The 26,284-nt window shown below is 40.8% G+C and carries 8 protein-coding genes; 1 reads left to right on the top strand and 7 read right to left on the bottom strand.

Going from position 1 to position 26,284, the window contains the following annotated elements:
• Positions 1-60: 60 nt before the first annotated feature.
• Positions 61-1,341, bottom strand: a complete 1,281-nt coding sequence (locus OC529_RS08905) for a glycoside hydrolase family 125 protein (protein WP_261814567.1) — start codon at positions 1,339-1,341, stop codon at positions 61-63.
• A 170-nt stretch (positions 1,342-1,511) separates the two neighbouring features.
• On the opposite strand from OC529_RS08905, the gene OC529_RS08910 reads away from it, so the two are divergent.
• Positions 1,512-3,608, top strand: coding sequence for a GH92 family glycosyl hydrolase (locus OC529_RS08910; RefSeq protein ID WP_262081970.1), 2,097 nt, complete (start codon positions 1,512-1,514; stop codon positions 3,606-3,608).
• A 113-nt stretch (positions 3,609-3,721) separates the two neighbouring features.
• Here the strand turns inward: OC529_RS08910 and OC529_RS08915 are convergent, their stop codons facing one another.
• The 6 genes from OC529_RS08915 to OC529_RS08940 form a co-directional block, all read right to left on the bottom strand.
• Positions 3,722-10,504, bottom strand: coding sequence for a DUF1542 domain-containing protein (locus OC529_RS08915; protein WP_316043911.1), 6,783 nt, complete (start codon positions 10,502-10,504; stop codon positions 3,722-3,724).
• A 40-nt stretch (positions 10,505-10,544) separates the two neighbouring features.
• The gene (locus OC529_RS08920) at positions 10,545-13,805 is read right to left on the bottom strand and encodes a sialoglycan-binding domain-containing protein (RefSeq protein ID WP_262081971.1); all 3,261 of its coding nucleotides are present in this window, start codon (positions 13,803-13,805) and stop codon (positions 10,545-10,547) included.
• 706 nt (positions 13,806-14,511) lie between these two features.
• Positions 14,512-15,387, bottom strand: coding sequence for an Rpn family recombination-promoting nuclease/putative transposase (locus OC529_RS08925; RefSeq protein WP_262081972.1), 876 nt, complete (start codon positions 15,385-15,387; stop codon positions 14,512-14,514).
• A gap of 100 nt (positions 15,388-15,487) precedes the next feature.
• Positions 15,488-17,176, bottom strand: coding sequence for an alpha-L-fucosidase (locus OC529_RS08930; RefSeq protein WP_262081973.1), 1,689 nt, complete (start codon positions 17,174-17,176; stop codon positions 15,488-15,490).
• Position 17,177: 1 nt separating this feature from the next.
• Positions 17,178-20,963, bottom strand: coding sequence for a sugar-binding domain-containing protein (locus OC529_RS08935; protein WP_262081974.1), 3,786 nt, complete (start codon positions 20,961-20,963; stop codon positions 17,178-17,180).
• Positions 20,964-21,200: 237 nt separating this feature from the next.
• A complete protein-coding gene (locus tag OC529_RS08940; RefSeq protein ID WP_262081975.1) occupies positions 21,201-26,090 on the bottom strand; it encodes a ZmpA/ZmpB/ZmpC family metallo-endopeptidase in 4,890 nt (1,629 codons plus the stop codon).
• Positions 26,091-26,284 lie beyond the last annotated feature (194 nt).

Genomic DNA, 26,284 nt, shown 5'->3' on the forward strand with positions numbered 1-26,284 from the left:
ACGTTTTTGGATGTAAATTTGTGATTCTTTCCAAGAATCAGTTGCGCTAAAGCATGTTCCTTAGCGAATATCTAGGTAATCCAAGACCAATTCACAGAACATCATGTTGGCCCAAGAGAACCATTCACGAGAGTAGAGAGTTGGGTCATCCACGTGGAAGCTTTCGTGCATGACACCTGTACCACCATCGCAAGCAACCAGCTGATCCAGCAAGAATTTCTTCTCTGTCTTATCTCTTGTTGTCAGGCCTTGGATAGAAAGGGCGATTGGCCAGATATAGCGATAGAAGGTATGAGAACTGCCGAGGCCACTAGCGTATTCTCCTTGGTAGAAATATGGATTTTCAGGGCTCAGAATGGTACGACGAGTGGCTTGATACACTTCATCGTCAATATCGCAATAGCCCAGATAAGGCGCAGCCAACAAACTTGGTACGTTTGGATCATCCATGATGCTGGCATTTCCTAGACCATCCACTTCAAAGGCATAAATCTTTTCGCCCTTGCTGTTGCTTGTATAGGCGTAATTTTCGATTCCTTCTTGGATTTCAGCACGAAGACGCTTAGCATCAGCAATAATGCTCTCGCTATCAGCTAGTTTTAATGCTGCAAAGATTTCTTGCACATAACCCAAGACTACTACAGCAAACATATTTGACGGAATCAAGTAACTATACTGACAACAGTCATCACTCGGACGAAAAGCGGACCAAGTCATACCTGTCACTGCAAAATCAGGGCCAAAGCCATCATTTACCAAGGTGTCTTCCTTGCGGTCCGTATCTCGGACAAAACGATAAGGAGAGTTCTTGTGGTCTTGTTCCACCGTCCAAAGATGGAGAATTTCCTTAGTCGCTGCGACAAAAGTCTCATCAAACTGGCTAGTCTCGCCAGTCTCTTTCCAGAGGAGATAAGCCAACTGCAAAGGATAGCAAAGCGAGTCCACCTCGTACTTGCGTTCCCAAATCCAGCCATTAAGGTCGGTGTGGTCGGTCTCGTGGTGCCCCTTCCAGTTTTCCTCAATGTTGAAGGAGTTGGCATAAGGATCCTTGAGCACCAAGGTCATCTGACGTTTGACTAAACCTGCAATGGTCTGACGCAGGAGGGCATCTCTTTTAGCCACATGTAGGTAGGGTCTGAGTTGGGCTGTCGAATCTCGAAGCCACATAGCAGGAATATCCCCAGTGAGTACAAAGGTTGAACCGCCTTCTAGGATTTCAACCGTATTGTCCAAGGTATCGGTGTAGCAACGCTCGAAAACATCCACCCACTCTGGATGGTCCTTAGCCCGCTCTGCCACTTCATCTAGCCATTCTCTAACAATTTCTTTCGAATAAATCATCGTGCAGTATCCTCTTTCAAACAAGTTTCATTTTCAGTATATAGCTTTTGAGACAGAAAATACATACACAAATGATAGTCATTTTTCTACAAAATAGTTATCTTTGAAACTCCTTTTCTATAGGCTATCTTTTTCTGATATAATGTAGAAAAACAGCTAAAGGAAAGACTATGAAACCACTACTTGAAACCATCGATACCCGCTTTGGAACTGCCAGCAAGCATGCCTTCTCTCAGGGAAATACCCTGCCATACACAGGCGTGCCTTTTGGGATGAATTACTTTGTACCCCAGACCAGCGACCAGGAGGGATCTTGGTTTTTCGACCCACATCTGCCTATCTTTCAGGGGATTCGATTAACTCACCAGCCCAGCCCTTGGATTGGCGACTACTCTTGGCTCCTCCTGACACCTGTCACCGGTCAACTGGGTGGAGACAGCCTCTTTCACCGCCAATCTTCCTATGACATAGATAAGGCCTCTTTCCAACCTCATTATCTGAAAATTTTCTCCCTGCGCTATCAGATTGAAAGCCAGCTTACACCGACTTGCTACGGTGCTTCTATTCGTTTGGAGCAAAAGCAAGGCAAAGCCCTCTCCCTCTACCTTCACGCAGCAGATGAGCTGACAGTAGAGCAAGTAGATAAGCGAACTCTTGCCCTAAGACAAGAAGGAAAAACTGAAACCAACAAAAATTCGCTAACGATGTTCACTGCCCTGCAAATGAATACGGATATTCTTGCTATCAGCCAAGAAGGCGAAGACTGGCGAATTGACTTAGCAGATAGCCATGCTGAGATTCAGCTAGCGACTTCTTTCATCTCTCCTTCTCAAGCACTGCTTAATCTACCTCAAGAAGATTTTGATAACTGTAAAGTAAATGCCCAAGCGGACTGGGAAAATCTTCTTCATCATTTTGACATTATAGAGACAGGGGAGGCGGACCGAACCTTCTTTGACCACTGCCTCTACAGACTCTTCCTATTTCCTCAAACTTTTTATGAGATTGATGAATCAGGGCAAGCCATCCACATGGATCTGGCCACTGGCACTGTCAAGCCCGGTGTCCTCTTTAGCAACAATGGCTTCTGGGATACCTTCCGCACCATCTTCCCCCTCTTTGCCCTTGTCATACCAGAGCATTATCGTCTCTTTTTAGAAGGCTTTCTCAATAACTACCGCGACACTGGATTCCTTCCAAAATGGCTAGCCCCAGATGAACGGGGTATGATGCCAGGTACACTTTTAGACGGCATTATCGCAGATAGCGCCTGCAAGGACATGGCCCCCGACCTAGAAGAAGAACTCTTCCAAGCCATGCTTGAAACAGCCAGCAAGTCCGACCCTCTCGGCATCAATGGTCGTCACGGACTAGCCCAATACCAAGAACTGGGCTACCTCTCTACCGACCACCACGAAAGTGTCAGTCACACCCTTGACTATGCCTATAGCGACTTTTGTATCGCCAGCTGTGCCAAAAAACTAGGGAAAATAGAGATTGCTGAGATTTATAAGACTACTTCACACAGTTACCGACATCTATTTGATACTGAAACAGGCTATATGCGTGCGCGAGACAATCAAGGCAACTTCCGCCCTGACTTCTCTCCTTATAGTTGGGGACGTGATTATGCCGAATGTTCAGCCATCCAAGCAACTTTAGGCGTTCTCCACGACATCCCAGATTTAATCCAACTTATGGGTGGAAAAGAAACCTTCAGCAACTATCTTTTGAAAACCTGTCAAGATGCTCCCCTCTTTGAGACAACAGGCTATGGTTACGAAATTCACGAAATGAGTGAAATGGCTACCGCTCCATTTGGGCAAATCGCCATTTCCAACCAGCCGAGCTTCCACATTCCTTATCTCTTCCGCTACAGCAATTACCCTGACTACACTGCCCTTCTTATCAAGACTCTCCGTCAGAAAGCCTTTCACCCAAGTTGGGAAGCCTATCCTGGAGATGAAGACAATGGCAGTCTCTCTGCTTGGTACATCTGGTCAGCTCTCGGATTTTATCCTACCTGTCCAGGAAAACCAAGCTATGATCTCGGAATCCCTCTCTTTGACCACCTCCGAGTCTACCTGGCTAAAGAAGATAAATGGCTAGATATTCATACTGAGCAAAACCACAGCCACTTCAACTTTGTCAAAGAATGCCGACTGGACAAAAAACAAGTATCAACTATTCAACACCAAGACCTCCTAAAAGCTGAGCAACTAACCTTTACACTTAGCTGGTTGCCAAGTCACTCATCCACTTCCTGAAATGCAAAAATCTCCTAGCAGACTTTCCTGCTAGGAGATTTTCTTATGAGAGGTACTTGTTTAAGCTTTGAAAATCGGACTTATCATCTGATAATTATCAAATAATCTACCAATTAAGCTTCTTCGTCTTCTTTACGACGACGGCCTGCAAGACCAAGACCAAGTAAGGCACTTGCGGCTGCTGCTACCATAGCTACAGTAGAATCTGCTGTACCTGTATTTGGCAATTCTTTAGCTGCTTTACGCGCGTTTGCTGCTGCTTGGTTGGCATTTGCTGCTTGAGCAGTAGCTGGAGCTACATCTGATGTTTGAGCAGCTTGGTCCTTAGCTGGGCTTGTAGGGTCAGTTGATGGAGCAACTTTCGCCATAAAGTCTTCGATACGTTTCACCATTGCATCCACTTCATCTTGGCTTGCTTTCGGATCTGCAAATACTTTCTTAGCGTCTGCCAATAAGTCAGTCGCTTCTTTTGCAGTTTCTGCATCAAGCTTAGCTGATTCTTGGATGAACAATTCATCTAATTGATGGATAGCACCTTCTAACTTAGCTTTATTCACTTTTGCGTCAGTGTTAGTAGCTCCGTTATTACCTCCAACATTTGATGGTACATATGGACGTTGTTTGAATGCGTCATCTCTTGGAATTGCTAATACTTGACCTTCTTTTGTAACGATTGTTACATTTCCGGCTTTATCAATGTTAATAGCTAATTCTTTCTTACCATCTTTTTCGACTGTTGCATTACCATCTTTGTCGATTGTAATTTTCACTTTACCATCTTTAGATGTGTAAACTGTATTTCCGTCTTCTGTTGACTTAATGTAAGCATCAAGATCGAATTCTTCTACATTAGTGATAGCACCTAGAACTTTGAATTGGAATTTAGCTTTTTCTTCTGGAGTAATATTTTCAAGGTCTTTTACCTCTACTTTACTCAAGTCGATATCAAGATTATCTCCACCGTGTTTAGATTTAGAAACAGCTTCTTTATCTTTCACTAGTTGTTCTTTAGAAATTGTTGCTGTAGAACCGTCTGGCATTGTTACTGTTGCGTTTCCTTTATCGTCTACTACTACAGTTGCGCCTGGGTTGACTGCTTCAACAGCTTTCTTAACAGCGTCTTTTTCGTCTTTTGTTAAGTTTTCTTTATTTCCAACTAATGTACGGATAGCTGGTGTTTTCACTTTAGCATTTGTTGCTTCATCAGCTAATTTTTCTGCTGGGATGACTAAGTCTGAAGCTGGGATGTTAAGAACTGTTCCGTCACCTTTGGTTACTGTTACGTTTCCTTTATCGTCTACGACTACAGTTGAATCTGGGTTGACTGCTTCAACAGCTTTCTTAACAGCTTCTTTCTCTTTGTCTGTAAGTTTAGTTGAATCTGCTACTACAGTCTTAGCTGCTGGTGTGTTCGCATCGTTACCGCCATTAGCTTTGTTAGCATCGTCTTGGACTTTAACTAAGTCTGTTGATGGGATAACTGAAACATTACCATCTTTGACTACTGTTGCATTTCCTTTTTCGTCTACTACAACAGTTGCGCCTGGATTTGCTGCTTTAACTTTGTCTTCGATGGCTTTCTTCTCAGCTTCAGTTAAGGCATTTGGATTTGCGACTTTTGTCTTAGAGGCTGGTGTAACTGCATTGTCTTTAGCATTTGCATCTTTTTCAGATTTTGTTAAATCTGATGCTGGGATAACTGCTGTATTTCCGTTTGGAAGAGTTACTGTTGCATTTCCTTGGTCGTCTACTACTACAGTTGAACCTGGATTGACGGCTGCTACTTTAGCTGCAATTGCTTCTTTCTCATCTTTTGTTAATGAGTCTGGATTTGCAACTTTTGTCTTAGAAGCTGGTTTAACAATGTCATTTCCTGCTTTTGGTGCCTTTTCTGCATCTGCATTCTTCGTTAAGTCTGCCGCTGGAATGACCGCTGTCTTACCATTTACTGTTACTGTTGCGTTTCCTTGGTCGTCCACTACAACTTCAGCACCTGGATTTACTGCTTTAACTTTAGCAACAATTGCATCTTTTTCGTCTTTTGTTAATGAGTCTGGATTTGCTACTACAGTCTTATCTGCTGGTTTAACGATGTCGTTTCCTGCGTTTGGTTTAGCTGCGTCTGATGCTGTCTTAGTTAAGTCTGATGCTGGAATTACAACTGGTTTTCCATCTTTAGGTGTAACTGTTGCATTTCCTTGGTCGTCTACTACTACAGTCGCATCTGGATTTACTGCTTTAACTTTAGCTGCAATTGCATCTTTTTCGTCTTTTGTTAACGATTCTGGATTTGCTACCACAGTCTTATCGGCTGGTTTAACTACGTCGTTTCCTGCGTTTGGCTCTTTAGCTGAATCTGCTGTCTTAGTTAAGTCTGATGCTGGAATGACTGCTACTTTACCATCTTTAGTTGTTACTGTTGCGTTTCCTTGGTCATCTACAACTACAGTTGCTCCTGGATTTACAGCTTTAACCTTGTCTTCGATTGCTTTCTTAGATGCTTCTAAGTCATTTGGATCCAAGACTGTCTTATCTGCTGGTGTGTTGACATCGTTTCCTGCGTTTGGCTTAGCGGCTTCTGCTGCTGTTTTCACTAAATCTTTCGCTGGGATAACCACTGTCTTACCATCTTTAGTTGTTACTGTTGCATTTCCTTGGTCATCAACAACTACAGTTTTAGCTTCTGGATTCACAGATTTAACTTTAGCTGCGATTGCATCTTGCTCATCTTTTGTTAATGATTCTGGATCTTCTACAACTGTCTTGTCAGCTGGTTTAACTACGTCGTTTCCTGCGTTTGGTTCTTTAGCTGAATCTGCTGTCTTAGTTAATGCCGCCGCTGGAATGACCGCTGTCTTACCATTCACTGTTACTGTTGCGTTTCCTTTGTCATCTACTGCTACAGTTGCACCCGGGTTAACTTCTGCTACTTTAGCTGCGATTGCTTTTTTCTCATCTTCCGTTAATGGTTTAGTAGAATCAACCGCTACTTTATCAGCTGGTGTATTGACATTGTTTCCTGCATTTGGTTTAGCTGCTTCTTCTGCTGTTTTCACTAAATCAGTAGCTGGAATTGTTGCAACTTCTCCATCTTTAGTTGTTACCGTTGCATTTCCTTTATCGTCAAATGCCACCTTAGCTTCTGGATTTACTGCTTTGATTGCTTCTGTAATCTTAGCTTTATCTTGGTCTGATAAATGATCTGGATCGCTTACAACTACTTTATCTGCTGGTGTGTTAACTTTGTTTCCTGCATTTGGTTGTTTAGCTTCTTCTGGACTTGTTACTAAATCTGCCGCTGGAATTGTTGCTGTTTCCGTATTACCATCTTTATCTTCTATAGTTACCGTTGCATTTCCTTTATCATCTACGAAGATCGCTTTTGCATCTGGATTTACTTCTTTAATCTTAGCTTCAATCGCTTTTTTCTCTTCTGGAGATAATGGTTTAGTTGGATCAGCTACTACTACTTTATCAGCTGGTTTGTTAATGTTGTTTCCTGCTTTTGCATTTTTAGATTCTTCTGGAGTTTTCACTAAATCTTTTGCTGGAATTACAAAGCTTCTACCATCTTCTGTAGTTATCGTTGCATTTCCATTGTCATCAACAACAACCGTTGAACCTGGGTTCACTTCCTCAACAGCTTTCTTAATAGCTTCTTTATCCACGTTAGCTGGATCTGTTACTAATACCTTATCAACAGGTTTCTTAATTAAATCTTGTTTCTCAGGTTTTAATAGATCTGCTTTTGGTTTCGCTAAAGCTTCTACAGGGATTGTTGCGATGTCTCCATTTGCATTCTTAACAGTCGCATTTCCTTTTGCGTCAAATACTACTGTTGCTCCTGGGTTAACTTCTAAGATGTTTTTCTCAATTTCTTGAATATCTTCCGCTGTTAATTTATCTCTATCTTTCACTAACACTCTGTCTGCTGGTGAATTGATTTTATTTCCTGCATTCACTTTAGCTTTATCAGCGTCAGTCTTCGTTAAATCAGCTACTGGAATTGTTGCAGTTTTACCTTCTGGTGTTGTTACTGTCGCATTTCCATTTTCATCTACGAATACTGTTGCTCCTGGATTTATACGTTGAACTTTAGCAGCGATTTTTGCTTTAACATCATCCGTAATTTGTCCATCTTTAACAAACACTCGATCTGCTGGTTTGTTGATAAGGTTACCTGCTTTTGCATCGCTTAATACTTCATCATCAGTTTTCACTAAATCATCCGCTGCGATTACAGCTGTCTTACCATCTTTAGTTGTTACTGTCGCATTTCCTTTTTCATCAACTACTACAGTTGCTCCTGGGTTAACTTCTGCAACTTTAGCTTTAATAGCTTTACGGTCTTCATCAGTTAATGCATCTTTATTAGCAACTACTGTTTGATCGATAGGTTTCTTAACTGGGTTTTGTTTAGCTGGATCCAATAGATCTTTTTCAGCATTTGATTTCACTAAGTCACTTACAGGGATTGTCGCTGTAGCTGTAGTTCCGTCTTGATTTGGTACTGTTACTGTTCCGTTTCCTGCTTCGTCAAATACAACTTTAGTTCCTTCAGGGTTTACCTCTTGAATCGCTGCAGTAATCTTAGCTTTTTCAGCATCAGTTAATTCAGCTGGATTTGCTACTACTGTTCTTTCTGCTGGAGTGTTTACTTTGTTTCCTGCTGATGGAGTTTCTTTAGCTGCTGGATCTTTCAATAAGTCTTCAACTGGGATTGTTGCTGTCTTACCGTCTGGTGTTGTGACTGTTGCGTTTCCTTTGTCGTCAACGAATACAGTAGCACCTGGGTTTACTGATTCTACAGCTTTTTGGATTTTAGCTTTAACTTCATCTTTATTCGGTCCAACTAAATCTGCCGCCGCTGCTGCTACTTTATCCGCTGGCTTGTTGATGTTATTTCCTGCTTTTGCACCATCAACTTCTTGTGGAGATTTCACTAAGTCTTCTTTGGCGATTACTACAGTTTTTCCTTCTGGAGTTGTTACTGTTGCATTTCCTTCGTCATCAACTACGATAGTTGTCTTCGGATCTCTATTTACCTTAGCGATTTCTGCTTTGATTGCATCTTTTTCAGCTGGAGTTAATTTACCTGCTTTCTTAACAAGTGTTTTATCTGCTGGTTTCTTAACTGCATCTTGCTTGTCTGGGTTCCTTAAGTCAGCTGCATCTTTTGCTAAATCAGATGCTGGAATTGTTGCCACAGCTCCATCTTTCGTTGTTACTGTTGCGTTTCCTTTTTCGTCAAATACAACTGTTGCACCTGGATTCACTTTAAGGATTTCTGCTCTAATCTTATCTTCATCAGCCTTGATATTAGCAGGATCTGTTACAACAACCTTAGTTGCTGGAGTGTTTACTTTGTTTCCTGCATTTGGTTGAGTTGTATCTTTGATAAGATCTTCAACAGGGATTGTCGCTGTTTTACCATCTGGAGTTGTTACAGTCGCATTTCCTTGGTCGTCTACGAATACTTTTGAACCTTCTGGATTCACTGCTTCTACAGCCGCTTTGATTTTAGCTTTAACGTCTGCTTTCTTCGCATCATCAGCTAAATCAGCTTTTGTTGCTGCTACTTTATCGGCTGGTTTGTTGACGTTGTTTCCTGCTTTTTCATCTTTAGCTTCTTCTGGAGATTTCACTAAGTCAGTTACTGGAATTGTTGCTGTCTTACCGTCTGGTGTAACTACTGTTGTATTTCCTTTTGCATCAACTACTACTGTTGCATCTGGATTTACTGCTTGAACTTTAGCCTTGATTGCTGCGATATTTTCAGGAGTTAAGGCATCTTTATTAGCAACTACTTTGTCTGCTGGTTTGTTGATGTTGTTTCCTGCTTTAGCAGTTTCTTTGTCAGCTTCTTTCTTCACTAAGTCAGCTTTTGGAATAACGACAGTTTTTCCTTCTGGTGTTGAAACCGTTACTGTACCATTATCATCAATTGTCACAACAGCATTAGGGTTTACTTCACGAACAGCTTTTTTGATGTTTTCTTTATCTGCATCTGTCAAACTTTCAGGATTTCCAACAATCACTTTATCCGTTGGACGGTTGATGTTGTTGCCACCACCATCTTTTTCTAAATCGGCTTCAGATTTTGTTAAATCTTCTTGTTTTAATGTTTCAGGTGCTTGCTTCCCTGGTAAGGTTACTTCAGCACTTCCATCATCCTTAACAACTACCTTAGTTCCCGGAGGATTTACTGCTTTAATAGCATCTTCTAGTTTTTTCCGTTCATCCTCATTTAAGGCTGATGGATTTTCAGCAATTACCTTGTTCGCTGGTAAACGAGCAGAGTTAATGGCTTTAATCGCTGCTTCTGCTGATTTCTTAGCGTTATCAACATCGGCATTTTTCTTAGCACCATCGATTGCCTCTTCCGAAGCTTTCTTAACAGCATCTACCTCAGCTTGAAGTTTTGCTCTAGCTTCTTCAGTCAAGGCTGCGTCTTGAGCAATCTCTTGCTTTTTAGCAGCGGCTGTAGTTTCTACCGCTGTTTTAGCTTCTGGTTTTTTAGCAGCAGGTTTGGTAACACCCTCTACTTCTGTTTTTCCAGTATCGCCTGCTGTATCGATTTCACCTTGCTCTCGTGTAGCTGCTTCAGGCGTTTCTGCATTATCATTTTTCGCATTGATTTCAGCTTTCTTAGCATCAGCAAATTTTTTAGCTTCTGCCTTTGCGTCTGCCTTTTCTTCCTCTGTTAGGTCAGTGCGGGCATCCATTTCTGCTTCTTTAGCTTTTAAGGCTTCATCGATTTTGTCTAATGCTGCTTGTTTACCGATTGGGTTGATTTTAGCAACTTCTTTGGTTCCTTCAGCTTGTTTATCGTTTACAGTAGTTTGAGCTGCTGTTGCCGCATCTGCTGTTTCTGCTGTTGCTGGTTGTTTTTCGATTTCAGCAAGGGCTGCTGCTGCCTTGTCTTCAGCATCTTTTTTAGCTTTTTTCCTTCTCGGCTTGTGTTAAGCTATCATTGTTCTCAATAGCCTCCTTCTTAGCTTCCAAAGTCTTAGCGATTTCTTCTTTAGCTTTTTCTTTACCGATTGGATTTACTTTCGCTACAGCACCAGTACCTTCATCTTTACCTGCAGTTACATCTGTTGCATTTGTAGCATCAACGATTTTTTCTAATGCTGCTGCTTTATCTTTTTCTACATCAGCAATAGCTTTATCTTGCTCAGCTTTTGATAAGTTATCATTACCTTTAATAGCTGCAATTTTCGCATCTGCTTGGTTAGTTACTTCCTCGATTGCTGGTTGTTTATCTAATTTCACAACTTTATCGACAGGAATGGTGTCTTTAGAACCATCTTTATATGTTACTACTAAGTTTTCACCGTCTTGAACAAGGTCTTTTACAACCTTCTTAGCATTTTCTGCTTCGACTGCTTTTCCTTTTTTGTCTTCTAAGTTCTTATCTTCATTTTTCTTAGAGTATTCTAATGGAAGACTTTCTTTAAGCTTAGCTAATTCAGCCTCTGGAATATGAGCAATATCTGTTACTACGGTCTTATCAGCATCAGCTAATTCTCTAATGTCATATTTTGCTGTTTGAGCTTTTAGTTTGATAGTGAATGAACCTGGGTCAGTTGCATATGAAGAACCTTTAGCAACATTATGGATTTCTTTACCATCTGTATCTGTCGCAGTTGCATAACGAGTTACAATTTTAAGTTCTTGATTTGCTTCTTTAGGGAATTTGCTCTCGGCAATTCCAGAGTTATCTTTTGAAATATTACCTTTAATTTTTACAATAGCAGGCTTTTCTGCTGTTGCTACTGTTTCAGTAGAAATTTTTTCAACTGTTGTATTGTACTCATTATCTAAAATATCAGGATTAGATTCATCTTTAGCTGGCGAATCCTGATTCCCACCACGTTTAATTGTCGCAGATGCTATTTTCCCTGAATCATCTGTATATTTAATAGGAATTTCAAAATCTTCATTTGCATATACATATACATCTTTTTTACCGTCTACAGAATAAGGGATTGTTACTTCTGGAGCATTGTTTGTACGTGCAAAATCAGTCAATGGTCTAGTATCTGTTGAACCATCTTTATAGGTTACAACTAGATTGTTATCAACTTTTTTAATGCTTGCGATACGGTCTGCTTGATTTTCTACAGCTTGACCTTTTTTATCAGCTAGACGAGCATCGATGTTATTTTTAGAGTACTCAATCTTAAGCTTTTCTTTAATTTTATTAAATTCTGCTTCAGTTACTTCCGATGCATCATCCACTGCTACTTTATCAGCTTCTGCTGGTGTTTGAATGTCATACTTTTGAGTTTGAGGTTTAAGCATAACTCTAAGTGACATGTTATTAGCAGTTTCTTTTCCAGACCCTACAAATTCTTTTCCTTCAGAATCGACTACTTTTAAGTAACGCCATCCTAAAGCTACGCCTGGAGGGTTCTCTCCTTTGGTTGCAGCCTCTAATTTAGCTTGTGTAAATGACCCTTCTGGAGCTGGGGTACCTGAGTATGTAATAACTGCTGGCTTAGCTTCTGTGGCTGTTGTTTCAGAAGAAATAACATTAGCTGTATATCCATATTGTGTATTGACTTTATCTGTTTCACCTGCTACAGGTTTAAACGGATTACTTCCCCATTGTAATAAAGTCGCACTTTTAATCTTATCCGCATCGTCTTTAATTTTGATGTCGAATGAGTTTTCTTCTGCTCCGTACACATAAATTTCTCGTTTAGGTTCATCAGAGAACGGGAACTCCACTACAGGATCCAGATCCGTACGTGCCACATCAGAAATTGAAGCTGTGTCTGTTGAATCATCGTTATAGGTTACAGTGATAGTTTGTCCATTTACGTCAATACTTTTCACTACAGAAGCTTGATTATCTAAATCTTGACCTTTTTTAGATTCAAATCTAGCATCTTGGCTTGTTTTAGAATATCCAATTTTGATTTGGTCTTTAATTTTCTGAATATCAGTTTCCGTTAAGTTGTTAATATCTGAAACAGCAATTTTATTCGCATTGTTTTCTGGTTGTTGGATGTTGTATTTATATGTTTGAGGTTTAACGACAACATAAAGAGCGCCTGGTTTGTCATCTCTTTCATCTATCGCTCTTAAACCATTCCCTGCTTTATCTGTCGCCTTAACATAACGCCAACCTAGATTTAATCCTGTAGTTCTAGCATCTTCTAATTGTTTTTGATTTAATGTACCACCAGGAAGACCTGTATAATGAATAACAGCTGGATTAGACTCACTCGCTGGAGTTTCTGTTGAAAAGACATTTGCTTTATAACCAAATTCCACGTCAAGTATATCTGTTTCACCTGAAACAGCAGTAAATGGCTGATTACCTCCTCGTACAATAGTGGCATTTGCAACAACTCCAGAATTATCTTTGATTTTTATATCAAACCCTTCTGATTCTCCACCATATACATATACATTCCTACCCTCGGAATATGGTATTTCTGCCACTGGACCTTCCGTATCAGTCGCTTCTGTACGGAAAGCATTCTCTTTATCAATCTCTTTATCGTTACGTGGGTCGTTTAAACCTGTGTTTTCGATTGCGTTAGATTCTGATTTTTTCTCAGTGTTTTCTGCTTTTTTACCTACAGTTGGTTGTCCGTTAGTAGTATCTACTTTCGGAGCGTCTTTTGAATCTTTTGGTTTGTTTTTTAATTTTGAGCTTACTGTAGTGACAAGGTTTCTGTAAGCTACGTTCAATTCATCTTGACTAGTTGCAGAAGCGAGTACAGACTCAGCAGAAGCCAATTCACCATTCAAAAGAGCAAGGCTCTCCTCTGTTTTATTAGCATACGTACCTGCAGAAAGTTTTGATTTAACTTCTGAAATGTAGTTTTCAAGTTGCTTTTTGTCCAAAGCTGGAGTTGTTACTTCTGGTGCAGCTGGTTTTGCTGGTTCTTCTACGACTGGTTGTGCTGCTGGAGTTGATTGGGCATCAGAAGCTGGTGCTACTACCGAAGCACTTTCTGCTTCTTGTGGTCCCTCATGTTCAGAGGCTAGCCCTGGAGCTGCTAGAGATGTCTCTTGTTTGCTTAACTCATTAGCTGATACAGCTCCATTTCCCAAGAACATGAACAGGGCAGCAACTGCTACGCTGGCTGCTCCAAAACTATATTTACGGATTGAGTAACGTGTGACCTTTTCACGGTGCAAGCGTTCAACACGACTCATAGGCGATTTCTTCTCCACTTATTGTGTTCTCCTTAAAAATATTTTTTTATCTCCATATCTACATGCAAAGATTCCTCGCCATGGACGAGGTTTTGCATATGATACTTTACTTCTTCATTGTACATGATAAGTGATATATATGCAAACTAAATGCTCATCAAATTTACTAAAAAAAAAAAAACATTTTCAGACAATTTTCACAATTTGTTCGTTTTTATAACCAAAATTATGAATTTTTTAACTTTAAAATCAGGAAAATATTTTGGTTTTCTGCATGTTATTATATTGTGTTAAAACCTGAAATTCGGAAATGAATTTGGATAAAATCTTTTTATTTTGAAAAGCAGATAACTTTGATACCTAAAAGGAACTATTCTACTATTTTTAAACAAAACATTCGTAAAATAAATATACAAAAATTTTTAGGTTTTTAGCTTTTTTTCTTCCAAAAAAGAGAACCTATCAGTTAAATGCCCAGATTCTCTAATAGCTTTCTAGCAGAGCCCAACAGAACCAGACCCTATCTCTCATATGCACTATTCTCTTAAAATTCAAAGGCAAAATACGCCAGAGTCGCCTCACCGTAGAAATATGACTGACTTCCACATCCTAATTACGACCTAAAAGTGTTAGCATTCTCTGGCTGGTCTGCCTGTTGCAACTAACAACTAAAGCTAAAATAAAACATGCTACCTCATTCTGGCAACATGTCATCTGTTCCTATTTACAGCAATGCCTCAAACTCAGCCACAGTCATACCCAACTGCTGACTGGCAACCTCAGATAGCAGCAGACCTTGGCGAGCGAGATTTACTAGACCTACTTTTAATCCCTCTTCAATGCCTTCCGCTCTAGCTGTTTCCAAGGCATAGTCCTGCGCTAACAAGGCCTGTTCTTCTCGCATACGTAGTTGGCTAAACATCTTCCTGTCCTCCTCGGACCAGCTCTTGTAGTCTAGCAGTTGGTCTGCTTGGCTGATGGCTCGCTCGGGTTGCTGGGTAAAGGGCTTATTCCCGAAAAACTCCAACCATGGTTTACGAACCTTGTCTTTGCTGGTTTCTCTGTATTTTTTTAGTTCCAAGAATGCCATCTTGACTAGATGGTTTTCTTGTCCATTGTTTGTGATGGTTAAGACCTCACCTGTCGTGTCCTCTCGCATGCTGAAACTGTGGAAGGCCAAATCATCTGAAAAGTAATTGCTGTCCACGATTGCGATAGCGTATACTGGTGCGATATGTTTGTAACTCTGGTGGGTATCATCTTCTCGTTGGCGAATTTTTTCTAGGTTTTGATTAACCTGACTACATAGGTAAGCCCATAGGCGATTGATGAAAAAATTCTGATGATGAACCTGAATCTCAATAATAACTTGCGTACCATTATCCAACTCCGCCAAGACATCTATGCTAGTGTAGAAATCTTGGGCTGAATAAGGCAGGGAAGGTAGTACATGAATATTGCTCCCCTCCAAAATGGTTACATTTTTGGCAGGCAAGTCCAACATATCGCGGATAAACTGACAAGTGATTTCTGGGTTGCTAAAGATTTTCTTAGCAACCAAATCATTGGTCGGGCTAATGCCCGGATGTCTTAAAGTCATCCATTTCCTCCTTCTATTATACCATATTTTTAAATCTAATTTTGCTAGATTCGATGGTTCTATCTATTTATTCGAAAAGGAAATGAATTGTGAAGATATTTTATCTCGTTTCAACTAAAATATGAGCTTGATCAATCAGTTGTCCATCAACAGTCAGATTCAGATAGAAATCTAAGGTCTTATCAGCAGCAAAGTGCAGAGTTGGTAGGCACAAATCTTTTTTATTTTCCCCTGCTTGGAATTGAAGGACTTGAATCTCATCCTGATAGGCGACACCATGCACACCTGTCCCCGGTTGAATCGAAATCTTAGCCTCTAAAGAGGAGCCACTTTCGCTACGTTCAATCCTAAAATGAAGAGCCTCTCCCTTTGTCACAGTTAAACTTTTTTCTGCAAATGCTAGTTCCTGAACAACTTCTTTTTTTGATAATCCAGGAGTTTTATAGAGGGAAATCTTGGTCAATACAGGTAAATCCTGTGACTCTGTAATCATCACGCGCACCTTCTGTGCCTCTACTAGTGGACCTCGCAAGAGGCGCTTATGACCAACTGTAAAGCCCATGCCAAATTCCTGCCAGACACCATCCACCTCTACTTGCATATGAAAAGCAGCGATTCGTTGCCCTAGCTTCAAATCTTCTCTTAACTCAATTACATCAAAAGTTTTAGGAGATCCTAAGTCTAGTTCTAACTGGATAGGCAAGCCTACATCGCTTGCCCAAGAGCTGGTCTCAAGGCCATCTGTCAGATGGTGACAAGCAAAGTCTGCGGAAAGAGCTGGACCAGATACCTCAGCTCCCAGAGCCAAATCTTCTTTATAGAGCTCATTGCGATAGGTCGCAAATTCATAAAGTCGTTCAATATCCTTTGCATCAAAGAGCCCATCTTGATTCGGCGGAATATTGAGTAAGAGAGGTGTGCCCCTCCCCACCGAGTGAAAGTAGATTTCGACCAACTCCTCAAGAGACTTAGGATCCTGATCCTCATGGTAAAACCAGCCCGGCCGGATAGAAACATCTGCCTCACCGATTGAAAAAATCGTGCCCGAGAGATCTCCGTGCTGAAGATAGTCCAGCTCTGCTTCTGTTCCTAGTTTGTCAGGATTCACCTTTTGCCACAGGGGATCACCTGCATACCCTCGTTCATTGCCAATCCAGCGTATACTGGTGCCTTCTGTTGAAAAAATTAAGCAATCGCCCTGCAGTTCACGAATGGTTTCAAACCATTTTTCAAATTCATAATTGACCTTTTGAGCACCCTCTCCTCTGGCACCATCCATCCAGACCTCAGCAAATTTTCCTGCATTACCATAAGCAGGATTTGATAAGATTTCCTGCAGCTGAGCCAGATAATAGGCATTATAGTCCGCCTCTCGCTCCACATGATAGAGAGGACTGCGGGCATCCCAGGGTGATAGGTAGACCCCCATATCCATATCAAACTCTGTGGCAGCTTGGGATACTTCAAGGAGCAAGTCCCCTTCTCCATTCCTCCAAGGACTGGCCTTGACCGAATAATCTGTGTGAGCTGTCGGATAGAGGACAAAGCCGTCGTGGTGCTTGACCACCAAAATCAACTTCTTAAAGCCCGTTTCCTTGAGCACACGAACCCACTCACGCGCATCTAACCTTGTCGGGTTAAAGCGTTCAGGATCCTCCTGACCTGTCCCCCATTCCTGGTCATAAAAGGTATTGGGCCCAAAATGTATAAATGCTGCTAGTTCATCCTCTAAATAAGCTAGCTGGGCCTGACTAGGCAAGGGGCCATGCGGTTTTATTTCTCTTACCATATTACTTCCTATCTACATTTTTCTTTACTTTTTTTGCATACACTTGCAATTCTGTTAACGCTAGAGGACTGCTCAAGCCTTCAAATCGAAGACGAAGGGCATAAGTCTCCACCTTGTCAAATTCAAAACGAAGCTCCTCATCCTTGTCGCTTGACACTTTTCGAATGCCTGATACAGGTTGCCAATTCTCCTCTTGCTTGAGCAGGGAATCCTTATCCAAATGATTTGGAGTCCGAGGCAAGGCAGGCTCATTCCCTACATAATAATCAATAAAAGTAGGCTCCATCGCCACATATTCTTGATTTTCAACATAATACAAGGTCAGGTTATCCACAAATCGCGGTTTTAAAATCCCTGCATCTCCAAAAAGAATGCCCACGCTGGCTTGCTCTGACTTGGTAATCCAAGTATTGGCTGTCGATTTTTTCCGAGCAATGACCTTGTCATTGAGGTAAGAGGCTGGGTGATTTGGCTCTGAGTGAGAAGCAAAGACCAGAGGCAGGTTGGACCCTGTCCACTGATTGGAAATAACTTCCCCATCTACACTGGCATCTGTCACATGAATGGTGACTGTTGCTGGCAACTCACAGCCCGCTACTTGCCCTGTGAGCACACATTCTCCTACCTGAGCATAGACTTGAGGGTCGAGTTCATCCCAAGTCACCTTGGCCGTATCTCTTCTGCCATCTGATAAGACTAGCTTGACTCGGTCTGGTAAATGTGGGACTTCCTTGACAAGCGTCCAAACCCTTTCAGGCTCAATAGCGCAAATCCCTTGGACACAAATCTGAGCAGAAGCCTTTAAATCCAAACCCTCTAGCTGGCCAGATACCGTAAACTCATGAAATCTTGCCAAATCTTCTTCAGGAATCTCCTCCCAAACAACCTTGACTCGTTTTGCATCGCCAGACTCATAGTCCACCAAGACTGAAGATGGCAGCTGTGGATAAGTCCCCTTAGCTGTATACAAGCGAAGTGGTCGTACAGAAACTGCCTGCCCTAGTGAGGTATTTTCTGCGACCTGCAAATGAGTTTGATAGGTTTTCCCTTGATAAATAGCACTGATAACCAAGTCTCCTGCAGACAAGCAATGAAGTACTCCCTGCTTTATAATAGCATGGGCACTACCACTTGTCTCCCAAATCACTTCACTATTCCCCACCTTGTTCACAGGGTTATCCACAGTTTGTGGATAAAGTCCAATAGCTGGGGAATCTCCTTCTTGTAATCCTGCCTGCTTGTCCACTCGAATCTCAAATAAGCGCTTATTTTTCACTGGTTGGGTAGCCAAATCCTCTCCCACTAAATCAAAACTTGCTGGCTCTAGTCCTCTAGCACTAGCCTTTACTCTCACTTGACCTACCTGCTCTAAGCTCTGAACTAAGAGGACACCTCTGCCATGAAAGGCTTTCCTCTTAAACCGACCATTTTTCTGAGCCTTGTAACGTTCACGACTGGCCTGCCTGCCATTATCCACACCCACAATGCGAGCAGGGCCCTCAATTTTAAAATGAATCTGATTGGAAGCAGTCGGCACCCAATTTCCATCCTTGTCCAATACATCAAAATAGAGATAAAGGAGGTCTTGTCCATCTGGTTTAAGTTGTGTTTTTTCGGCATGTAATCCGATTTTGGCTGGCTTACCTGCAGTCACCACCCTATCTTCTGCCACAAGCTGACCTTGACGGTCATAGGCCACAGCACGCAATTCTCCCGGTTGATAGGGCAAACGCCATTCAAGATAGAGCTGGGCATAACCTTGTCCCTCTTGGTATTTTCTGCCATCTGAAGTCCATTTTTCCTGAAAAGTCTTCCTGCCTTTGGATTTTCCATTTAGAAATAGCTCTACAGAACCAGCATTTGAATACACTCGAACAGGGATACCCCCATACTTATCCACAACTTGTTGATAACTCTTGTGGATTTCCCAATTCCAGTGGGGCAGGATATGAACCATGGGATGCTGATTTACGTCCACCCACTGACTTTGATAGAGATAATAATCATTTTTAGGAATCCCTGCTGTGTCCACAAGCCCAAAATAGGAACTCTTTACAGGCGTGTCATTTTGATTGTGCCAAGGAGTCGGCTCACCGATATAGTCCACTCCTGTCCAGATAAACTGACCCGCATAGTCTAGCCGATTTCTATCTGCTATCCAAGAAGCCGTCGCTGTCTTCCCCCAAGGAACCCGATCATTGCCATAGTCTGACTGTTCAAAATTCCGCACGCGGCGATTATCCCCAACCCATTCCTTATCTGGACGAAAATAGCTATCACGCGTTCGGGTAGCCGATGAGGTTTCAGAGCCGTAAAGTCGCCACTTGGGATGTCTTTTGCGAATCGCGTCAATATTATCTTCCGAGTAATTCAAGCCCACCACATCCAGCAAATCAGCAATCTTTTCATGACCTCCAGACCCATCTCCAAAACGGAACTGATCCATTCCCATGGTCACAAAACGGCTATCATCAACCTCCTTAACCCTTTCTAGCAAGCGTTTGATAGTTTTCAATGAATGGGCATCGCCATTTGCTTCACTAACTTCATTTCCTAAGGACCACATAAAGATGGCTGGATTGTTCTTACCACGCTCAATCATGATGCGCAAATCGTAATCTGACCAGAAATCGCCTGCTTTCGCATCTGGGTGAGTCGTTTCTTCCTCAAAAAAGCGACCATAGTCATATTCTTTCTTGCCTCCATACCAGGTATCAAAGGCTTCTTCTTGGATGAGTAAGCCCATTTTGGCAGCTAGATCCAGCAAAATGCTACTGGCTGGATTGTGGGTAATTCGGATAGCATTGACTCCCATTTCTTTCATCTGGCGCAAGCGTCTCTCAGCAGCTGACCTATTTTCCACAGCTCCCAGAGATCCATAGTCATGGTGCAGACAAACTCCATGAATCTTCAACCAGCGACCATTTAGAAAGAAGCCCTTATCCGCTTGCCAATCCATACAACGGTAACCAAAAGTCTCCTCTTCTTCATCAACCAAAATGCCATTTTTGTAAAGGCGAGTCTTCAATTGGTAAAGGTGAGGATGATCAATATCCCAAAGCAAGGGTTGAAAAATTGATATTGCTTGTTGGAAATGATGTTTGTCCCCAGCTTCAATCACTACAGAGTCTGTTGCCTGCCAGTCTGAAACCTGTTGTCCATCATACCAGATACCCTGTTTCAAATACACCGACACAGACTGAGGTCCATCATTTGAAACCTTACTTGTAAGCTGAGTCTCCACCCATCCATCTCTTTGTTCCTTTAGCTTGGGACTTTCTATCTTAATCCCATACAAATCCAGATGAACTGCATCTGTAATCAACAATTTTACTTCTCGGTAGATACCACTACCCGAATACCAACGACTGCTAGGTTGCTGATTTTCCACAAAAACCGCAAGCTGGTTGGCCGTCCCATCATTTCTTAGATAAGGCGTGATATCATAAGAAAAAGGTGTGTAGCCATTGGGATAATAGCCCAGCACTTGCCCGTTTATATAGACTTGGGCATTCATGTAAACCCCGTCAAACAACAAACGCACCGATACAAGACTGGCATCTTCTTCCAAGTAAAACTGTGTCCGATACCAGGCCTGACCCCCATTTAGCTGGCCACCCTCATTTTGCGCTGGGGAATAATGGTCAAAATCATTGTAAATACTCCAGTCATGCGGCACTTGAATGGCCTGCCAATTTTCCCTCTGAAAATCCGGTGCCAAGGCTTCTTCTTTCCCCACCTCTTGGCTAAAAAACCAGTGATTTCGTAAAACTTCTTCTCTTCTCATACAAACATTCCTCTTTAAACGACTCGATTTACTTGACTATAGCATAAAACAAAAGCGCTTTCAAGACTTCCTCTATCACTCCCTAAATACTCAGAAAAGATTCTATAATTTGTGGAAAAGTCTGAAAATCACTCCATATTCAAGCAAACTGTCATTTTTAAGAAATAAGGTCAAATCTTACAAGAGCGCAAAAAACACCTCTCTGAATGTTCATTCCAGAGAGATGTCCCTTTTGTCTTAACTATTGTAAATCGACTGTCTAAAGTCATCTGAATCTTTGAGATAAGCTTTATAAATTGCTTTTTTCAGTTTTTGAACTGGGGTTTCGATAAAGCTATAGGTGCTAGCAGTTGTTTTGCCTGCCTTAATCTGTTTCAACTCCTCTTGGACAGCTTTCTGCATCAATTCACTTAACTTCTGACTTGTCAGACTTATTTGCTGACCTTCATATTGGATTGTCAAAGGTTTCAATTGATCAATCTTAGCTACTCTTTCCTTGAACTGTGCTTTTTTGAACTCAGCATAGCTCTTACCATTCAAAATTTTATTGAAAATGTAAGTATCAGATAGAGGCTTGTTCTCAGCCTCTGCTGCTTGTTTGTATTGATTTGACACATAAGGTACAAATCCTTCATAATAGCCCAAAGCAGCCATCAATTCAAATGCTTGTTTTCTAAAGGTGATGTCCCCACTCATACCAGTGTCATTTTGACTAACACCATAAATGGTATCAAACATATCCACTAAATAATATCCATTAGCTTGAATAGTACCTTTATCAGTAAATCCTTTTATAATGTAACGGTTCACTAAAATATTATTATCAATCAAGCTATTGATATCCGTTAGTTTTTCCGCTTCTGCCAGTGTGATTTCTGAGATTTTTTCACTCTTGTGCGTAGCTTGAACTGCTGGATTTGTGTATGTTACGGGTGTTCTAGTCCCAGTTGAAGTAATCGGAGTTATTTTCTTGAAGTATTTAGTTTTATCTGCCGCTGAAAGTTGTTTTGTTGCTTCCGCTTCTAAATAATCTAAACTATATAACACATCAAAACTTCCATGCATATAAGATTTCAAATCTGCAGCTGTTTTGAATCTATCTGGTGTTTTGTTGTAAAAGCCATTTTTCTTACTTTCATCGTAAACGAAGTTTAAGTTGAAATATGTATCTGTCTCTGGTGTGTATGAATTCTCGAAGATTCCTCTAGCATAAAACTCTGCCGCTGTACCATCTCGACGACCATGATTATTAAACAGTACTGTTCTGTCTAATAAATGCGTCATTTCGTGAGAGTAAGTCGCTGAACCTCTATCATCCAGAACTCTATCTATGAAGTAACGGACACCCACTCCATTCGCTTCTGCACCTACATTTTGCGATGGTGAATATAGCCCTAATGGCGTCATAAAGTCCTTAACCCCTTTATCTGCTGTAGGACCTGACTCTTTAGACCATGTTGTCGCTATTCCAGCAAACTCATTAGGCGTATATTTTTTCATCGTATCTACAATCACTCTACTTGTAACTAATTTAGAACGATTTTCTTCTTTTGTTATTCTGTATAAAGTGTCAACATAATTAGCCTGTCTTGTCGCAGTTAATTCTATCAATTCTTTAACCTTATTAAGCTCTTCGGTATACTTAGCTTTATTTGTTTTCTTTAAAGAAGTATCCATATACGTTCCGATGTTTCCGTAGGTTACCGTCGCTATGTTAGTTATAGCATACACGCTTGGTTCTTTAATATTTACCAAACCTAATAATGTAGCTACATTTTGTTGTCTTCTACTTTCAATTTGAAGATTTTCAGCTCCATATTTCTCAGGAGGAGTAGTTAATTTTGTATATAAGTCTACCTTTTCATCAGGTTTTTCTTTCGATGATTTTTCAACTATGATAGCTTTAGTCGCTTTCTTCAACCACGTATCCCCATCCATATCAGTAAATGTCATTCTATTGTAGTCTAAGAAATCTAATAGCGTAGTCTTATTTGTTATTTTACTAAAGTATTTCGCAAATGTTTTTGGACTATTAGTTAATCTTAATTCATCATAACTCATAGAACCAAGGTGTTTTAACCAATCTAGAGAAGTAACCTCTTTCTTACCAAATGAACTTGGATTATAAGCTAGAATATCACGAATATTGGTATCTCCAAAATCAATATTATAAAAACGATTGATATAGGATAACCCTAGTAATATTTTCTCTTTATTAGCTTCAATATCACCTTTTACTTTTTCTCTATTTTGTTGATTGTCACCTAAAATACTCAAGGTATGCGCCGCAACTTTTTTCAAACTAGCTTCTAAATCTGTTTTAGTCGCATCGAGTGTTTCTTTAATCGATAATTTTTCAAGATATTCTTTTCGTAGAATTTCTTTTACTTCAGACTCTGTTATATTTGGATTAGTTTTTCGTAATTCGTTTCGTTTTAAGAAGAAATCTCGATTTATTTCTATATCTGATGGAGCTAACTGCGCTTTTAACTTCTCATTTGTCAACAAGTCTACAGACTTCATTTCTCTACTAGCTTCCGTCACATCCACCGCATTTTCTAACTCGCTATTTTCTGGCAATAGATGTGGTTTGTCTTCTTTAGTACCAACCAAGATTACTTTTTGTCGCATAGCTTTAGTTGTTTCAGTTTTTTCTGTTGGATTTGTTAACTCTCCTGTCTCCGGATTAACTTCATAAGTTTTAGTGACGGTTGTTTCCCCTTGCTCACCTGCATCTTCAACCTCTTCTTTTCCTTTTGGAAGTTCAGGGTTATCTTTTCTCAACTCAGTGATTTCTATAGGTGACACTATCTTTTCCACATTTCCAACTTTTACTATTTTGTCTTTAGCTGGAGTGTTTTCTGTTGTAGTTGCTTCTGAGATAGCTCCTGTTTCTTGATTTACTGTGTATTTTGTAGTTGATACTGTACGCCCTTTTTCACCTGGTGTTTCTTCTTCTTGCACATTGTAACTTAAATCTGGCGATGCTTTATAAATTGTCTTAAAAGGAATTTCTTGTGATTGAACTGTTGGTTTTGTTCCTACTGCCGTTATTTTCGCTTGCATTGGCTTAGCGACTTTTGTCGTTACATCTGGTTCAGTCAAGTCTCCTGTTTGTTCATTTACTTTGTAAACTTTTATTGTTGTCGTTTCTTCGTCCTGACCTTGATTTCTGACTTCTTTGACACCTTTATCAAGTGACTCATCCGCGACAAACTGTTCACCTCTTTTGGTTGTTGAGGTTGTTTCTTCTACATTTCCAACCTTAACAACTCTATCTACTGGATGTTTTTCTATCTTTGTTGAAGTGTTTTCTACTATTTTCCCAGTACTTTCATCAAAACTGTAAGAAGTAGTTGTCACTTCCTTACCATTTTCGCCTGCTACTTCTACTCGTTGCTCTTTGTAATTTAAGGCTGGTGAAGCTTTATATGTTGTTTTATAGTCCAGTACTTTTTCTTTCATTACTGGACTTGGGACAGTTGGTTGCTCTTGGGGAGCTAAAGGTTCAGGCTGAACAGCTGGAGCTGGTTCATTTCCTTGACTTGGGTTGACCTCTGGAGATGGAGCCGTTTGTTCTGGTTGTTTTTGGGTTTCTTGTGGGGCAGACTCACCAGCATCTTTTGCCCCCTCAACTGGATTCTCCAGCTGGTTCTCCTCACCCTTTTGTTCCGCAGGAGATTGATCTTCTTCGCGTCCTGATTCCACGGCTGGGCTTGCTGGTTCAGAATCTTTGGTCTCAGCAGTTTCTTTAGATGGTTGATTGGACCCAGTACCTTGTTGGGCAAGAGTTTGATTCTCCTCGCCCCCTGATTCCACGGCTGGGCTTGCTAGCTCTGGTTGCTTCGGCTCGGCTTCGGGTTTGTCAGGTGTTTGTTTCTCGCCCGGCGTTTCTTCTGCTCCTGGTGTTGGTTGTCCTATTCCATCAGCTGGTTTTTTCTCTGTTTCATTCTCTACTATTGGAGTTTTTTCAGGTTGAACTGGTCTACTTTCCTCAGATTTTGGTCCAACTTCTTCCTTAGTCCCAACTGCAATCACCTTGTTCACCGGTTCTTTTGTGATTATATTTTCTATAACTTTGCTAGATTTTTCCCCGTTAACGATAGTGACTTCCGTATAGGTGGTGCGTTCACCAACAACACCTTCTTGAACAACTTTAGTTTGCCCTTTAGCTAAGGTTGCATCTTCTTGTTCTATCGTTTGGAAAGCAACCTCCTCTGTAGTGACTAGCAATTCTGGTTTCTCTACTGTGGCATTTAACACACCTTCCTCAGGACTTGTTTTATAATCACTATTATCTTCTGCTTTCGGTTGTTCTACTTGGGGATTTCCTGCAACTTCCTCCTTAGTCCCTATGGGCACAATTTCATCAGGAGCTTGTTTGCTTACAGGAGCTTCAACAATTTTCTCAACTGCGTAGGATGGTTGAGGAGATTGCACAAAATCTTCAGTCGAGCTAAAATGAAATACAGTCTGTGGTACAATCTTCTTAGATTGAAGTTCTGAACTTTCCTCCTTTTGAGATAATGCTGGCGACTCTACCTTATCAACAGTAAGTTCCTTGCTACCACTATCTCTTACCAAATAATATCCCGTAAATTCATATCCTTGAACTCTTTCAGGACTTGGTAAAAACTGACCTTCTACTCTCTTAACAAGGGCTGGTTGCAATTCTACCAGATTTTCTAAAGCAGAGATGGATACTCCCCATCCACCAACAGCAAAGACGCTCACAAGGAAGTAAGACGCTCCCTTTTTTCTCTTGATTAAAGTGAAGGAAAGCAATAATAATCCTGCCCCCAAGATAAACATCCCATCATTAGAAAACAGACCTGTTTCTGGTAATCTTGTAGCCAATTTTCGATAGACAAAATAGTATTCTTTCCCCTCTTTTACCTCAATCTTATTTTCTTCAAACCATTGCAACTCAGATTTCAGCTTTTCAGGTAAATTCTGCTCATCCAAATAATGACTTGAAATTAGTGTTGAAGTCGTTTCTGCAGCCTGTACGGGTTGAGCACCCATACCAGCAAAAAATAAACTCGTTCCTAGCAAGACTGAGCAAGCTCCTATTGCATATTTCCTCAAAGAAAAACGCTGCTTTCTCTCAAATTGAAATTCTTTCATCCCATCTCCCATCATTCATTATTACTGTATATTTAGTATATCAGAAATAGTCTGTATTCACAAATCTTTCTAGTTATTCCCTTATCATTCCTAATTAAAGTAGACAATATACAATAATTTTTAGTTAAATGTATATCAATGTTCTTTGTTTTTCTTAACAAACGTAATACAAAAAGAGCCTGTTGCCAAGCTCT

Source organism: Streptococcus sp. Marseille-Q5855, from assembly GCF_946901985.1.
Taxonomy (GTDB): Bacteria; Bacillota; Bacilli; order Lactobacillales; family Streptococcaceae; genus Streptococcus.

What these genes read in the sequence shown, in the direction of transcription:
- OC529_RS08935 (WP_262081974.1), bottom strand. Translation starts at nt 20,963, where the DNA reads ATGAGAAGAGAAGAAGTTTTACGAAATCACTGGTTTTTTAGCCAAGAG.
- OC529_RS08905 (WP_261814567.1), bottom strand. Translation starts at nt 1,341, where the DNA reads ATGATTTATTCGAAAGAAATTGTTAGAGAATGGCTAGATGAAGTGGCA.
- OC529_RS08910 (WP_262081970.1), top strand. Translation starts at nt 1,512, where the DNA reads ATGAAACCACTACTTGAAACCATCGATACCCGCTTTGGAACTGCCAGC.
- OC529_RS08930 (WP_262081973.1), bottom strand. Translation starts at nt 17,176, where the DNA reads ATGGTAAGAGAAATAAAACCGCATGGCCCCTTGCCTAGTCAGGCCCAG.
- OC529_RS08925 (WP_262081972.1), bottom strand. Translation starts at nt 15,387, where the DNA reads ATGACTTTAAGACATCCGGGCATTAGCCCGACCAATGATTTGGTTGCT.
- OC529_RS08940 (WP_262081975.1), bottom strand. Translation starts at nt 26,090, where the DNA reads ATGAAAGAATTTCAATTTGAGAGAAAGCAGCGTTTTTCTTTGAGGAAA.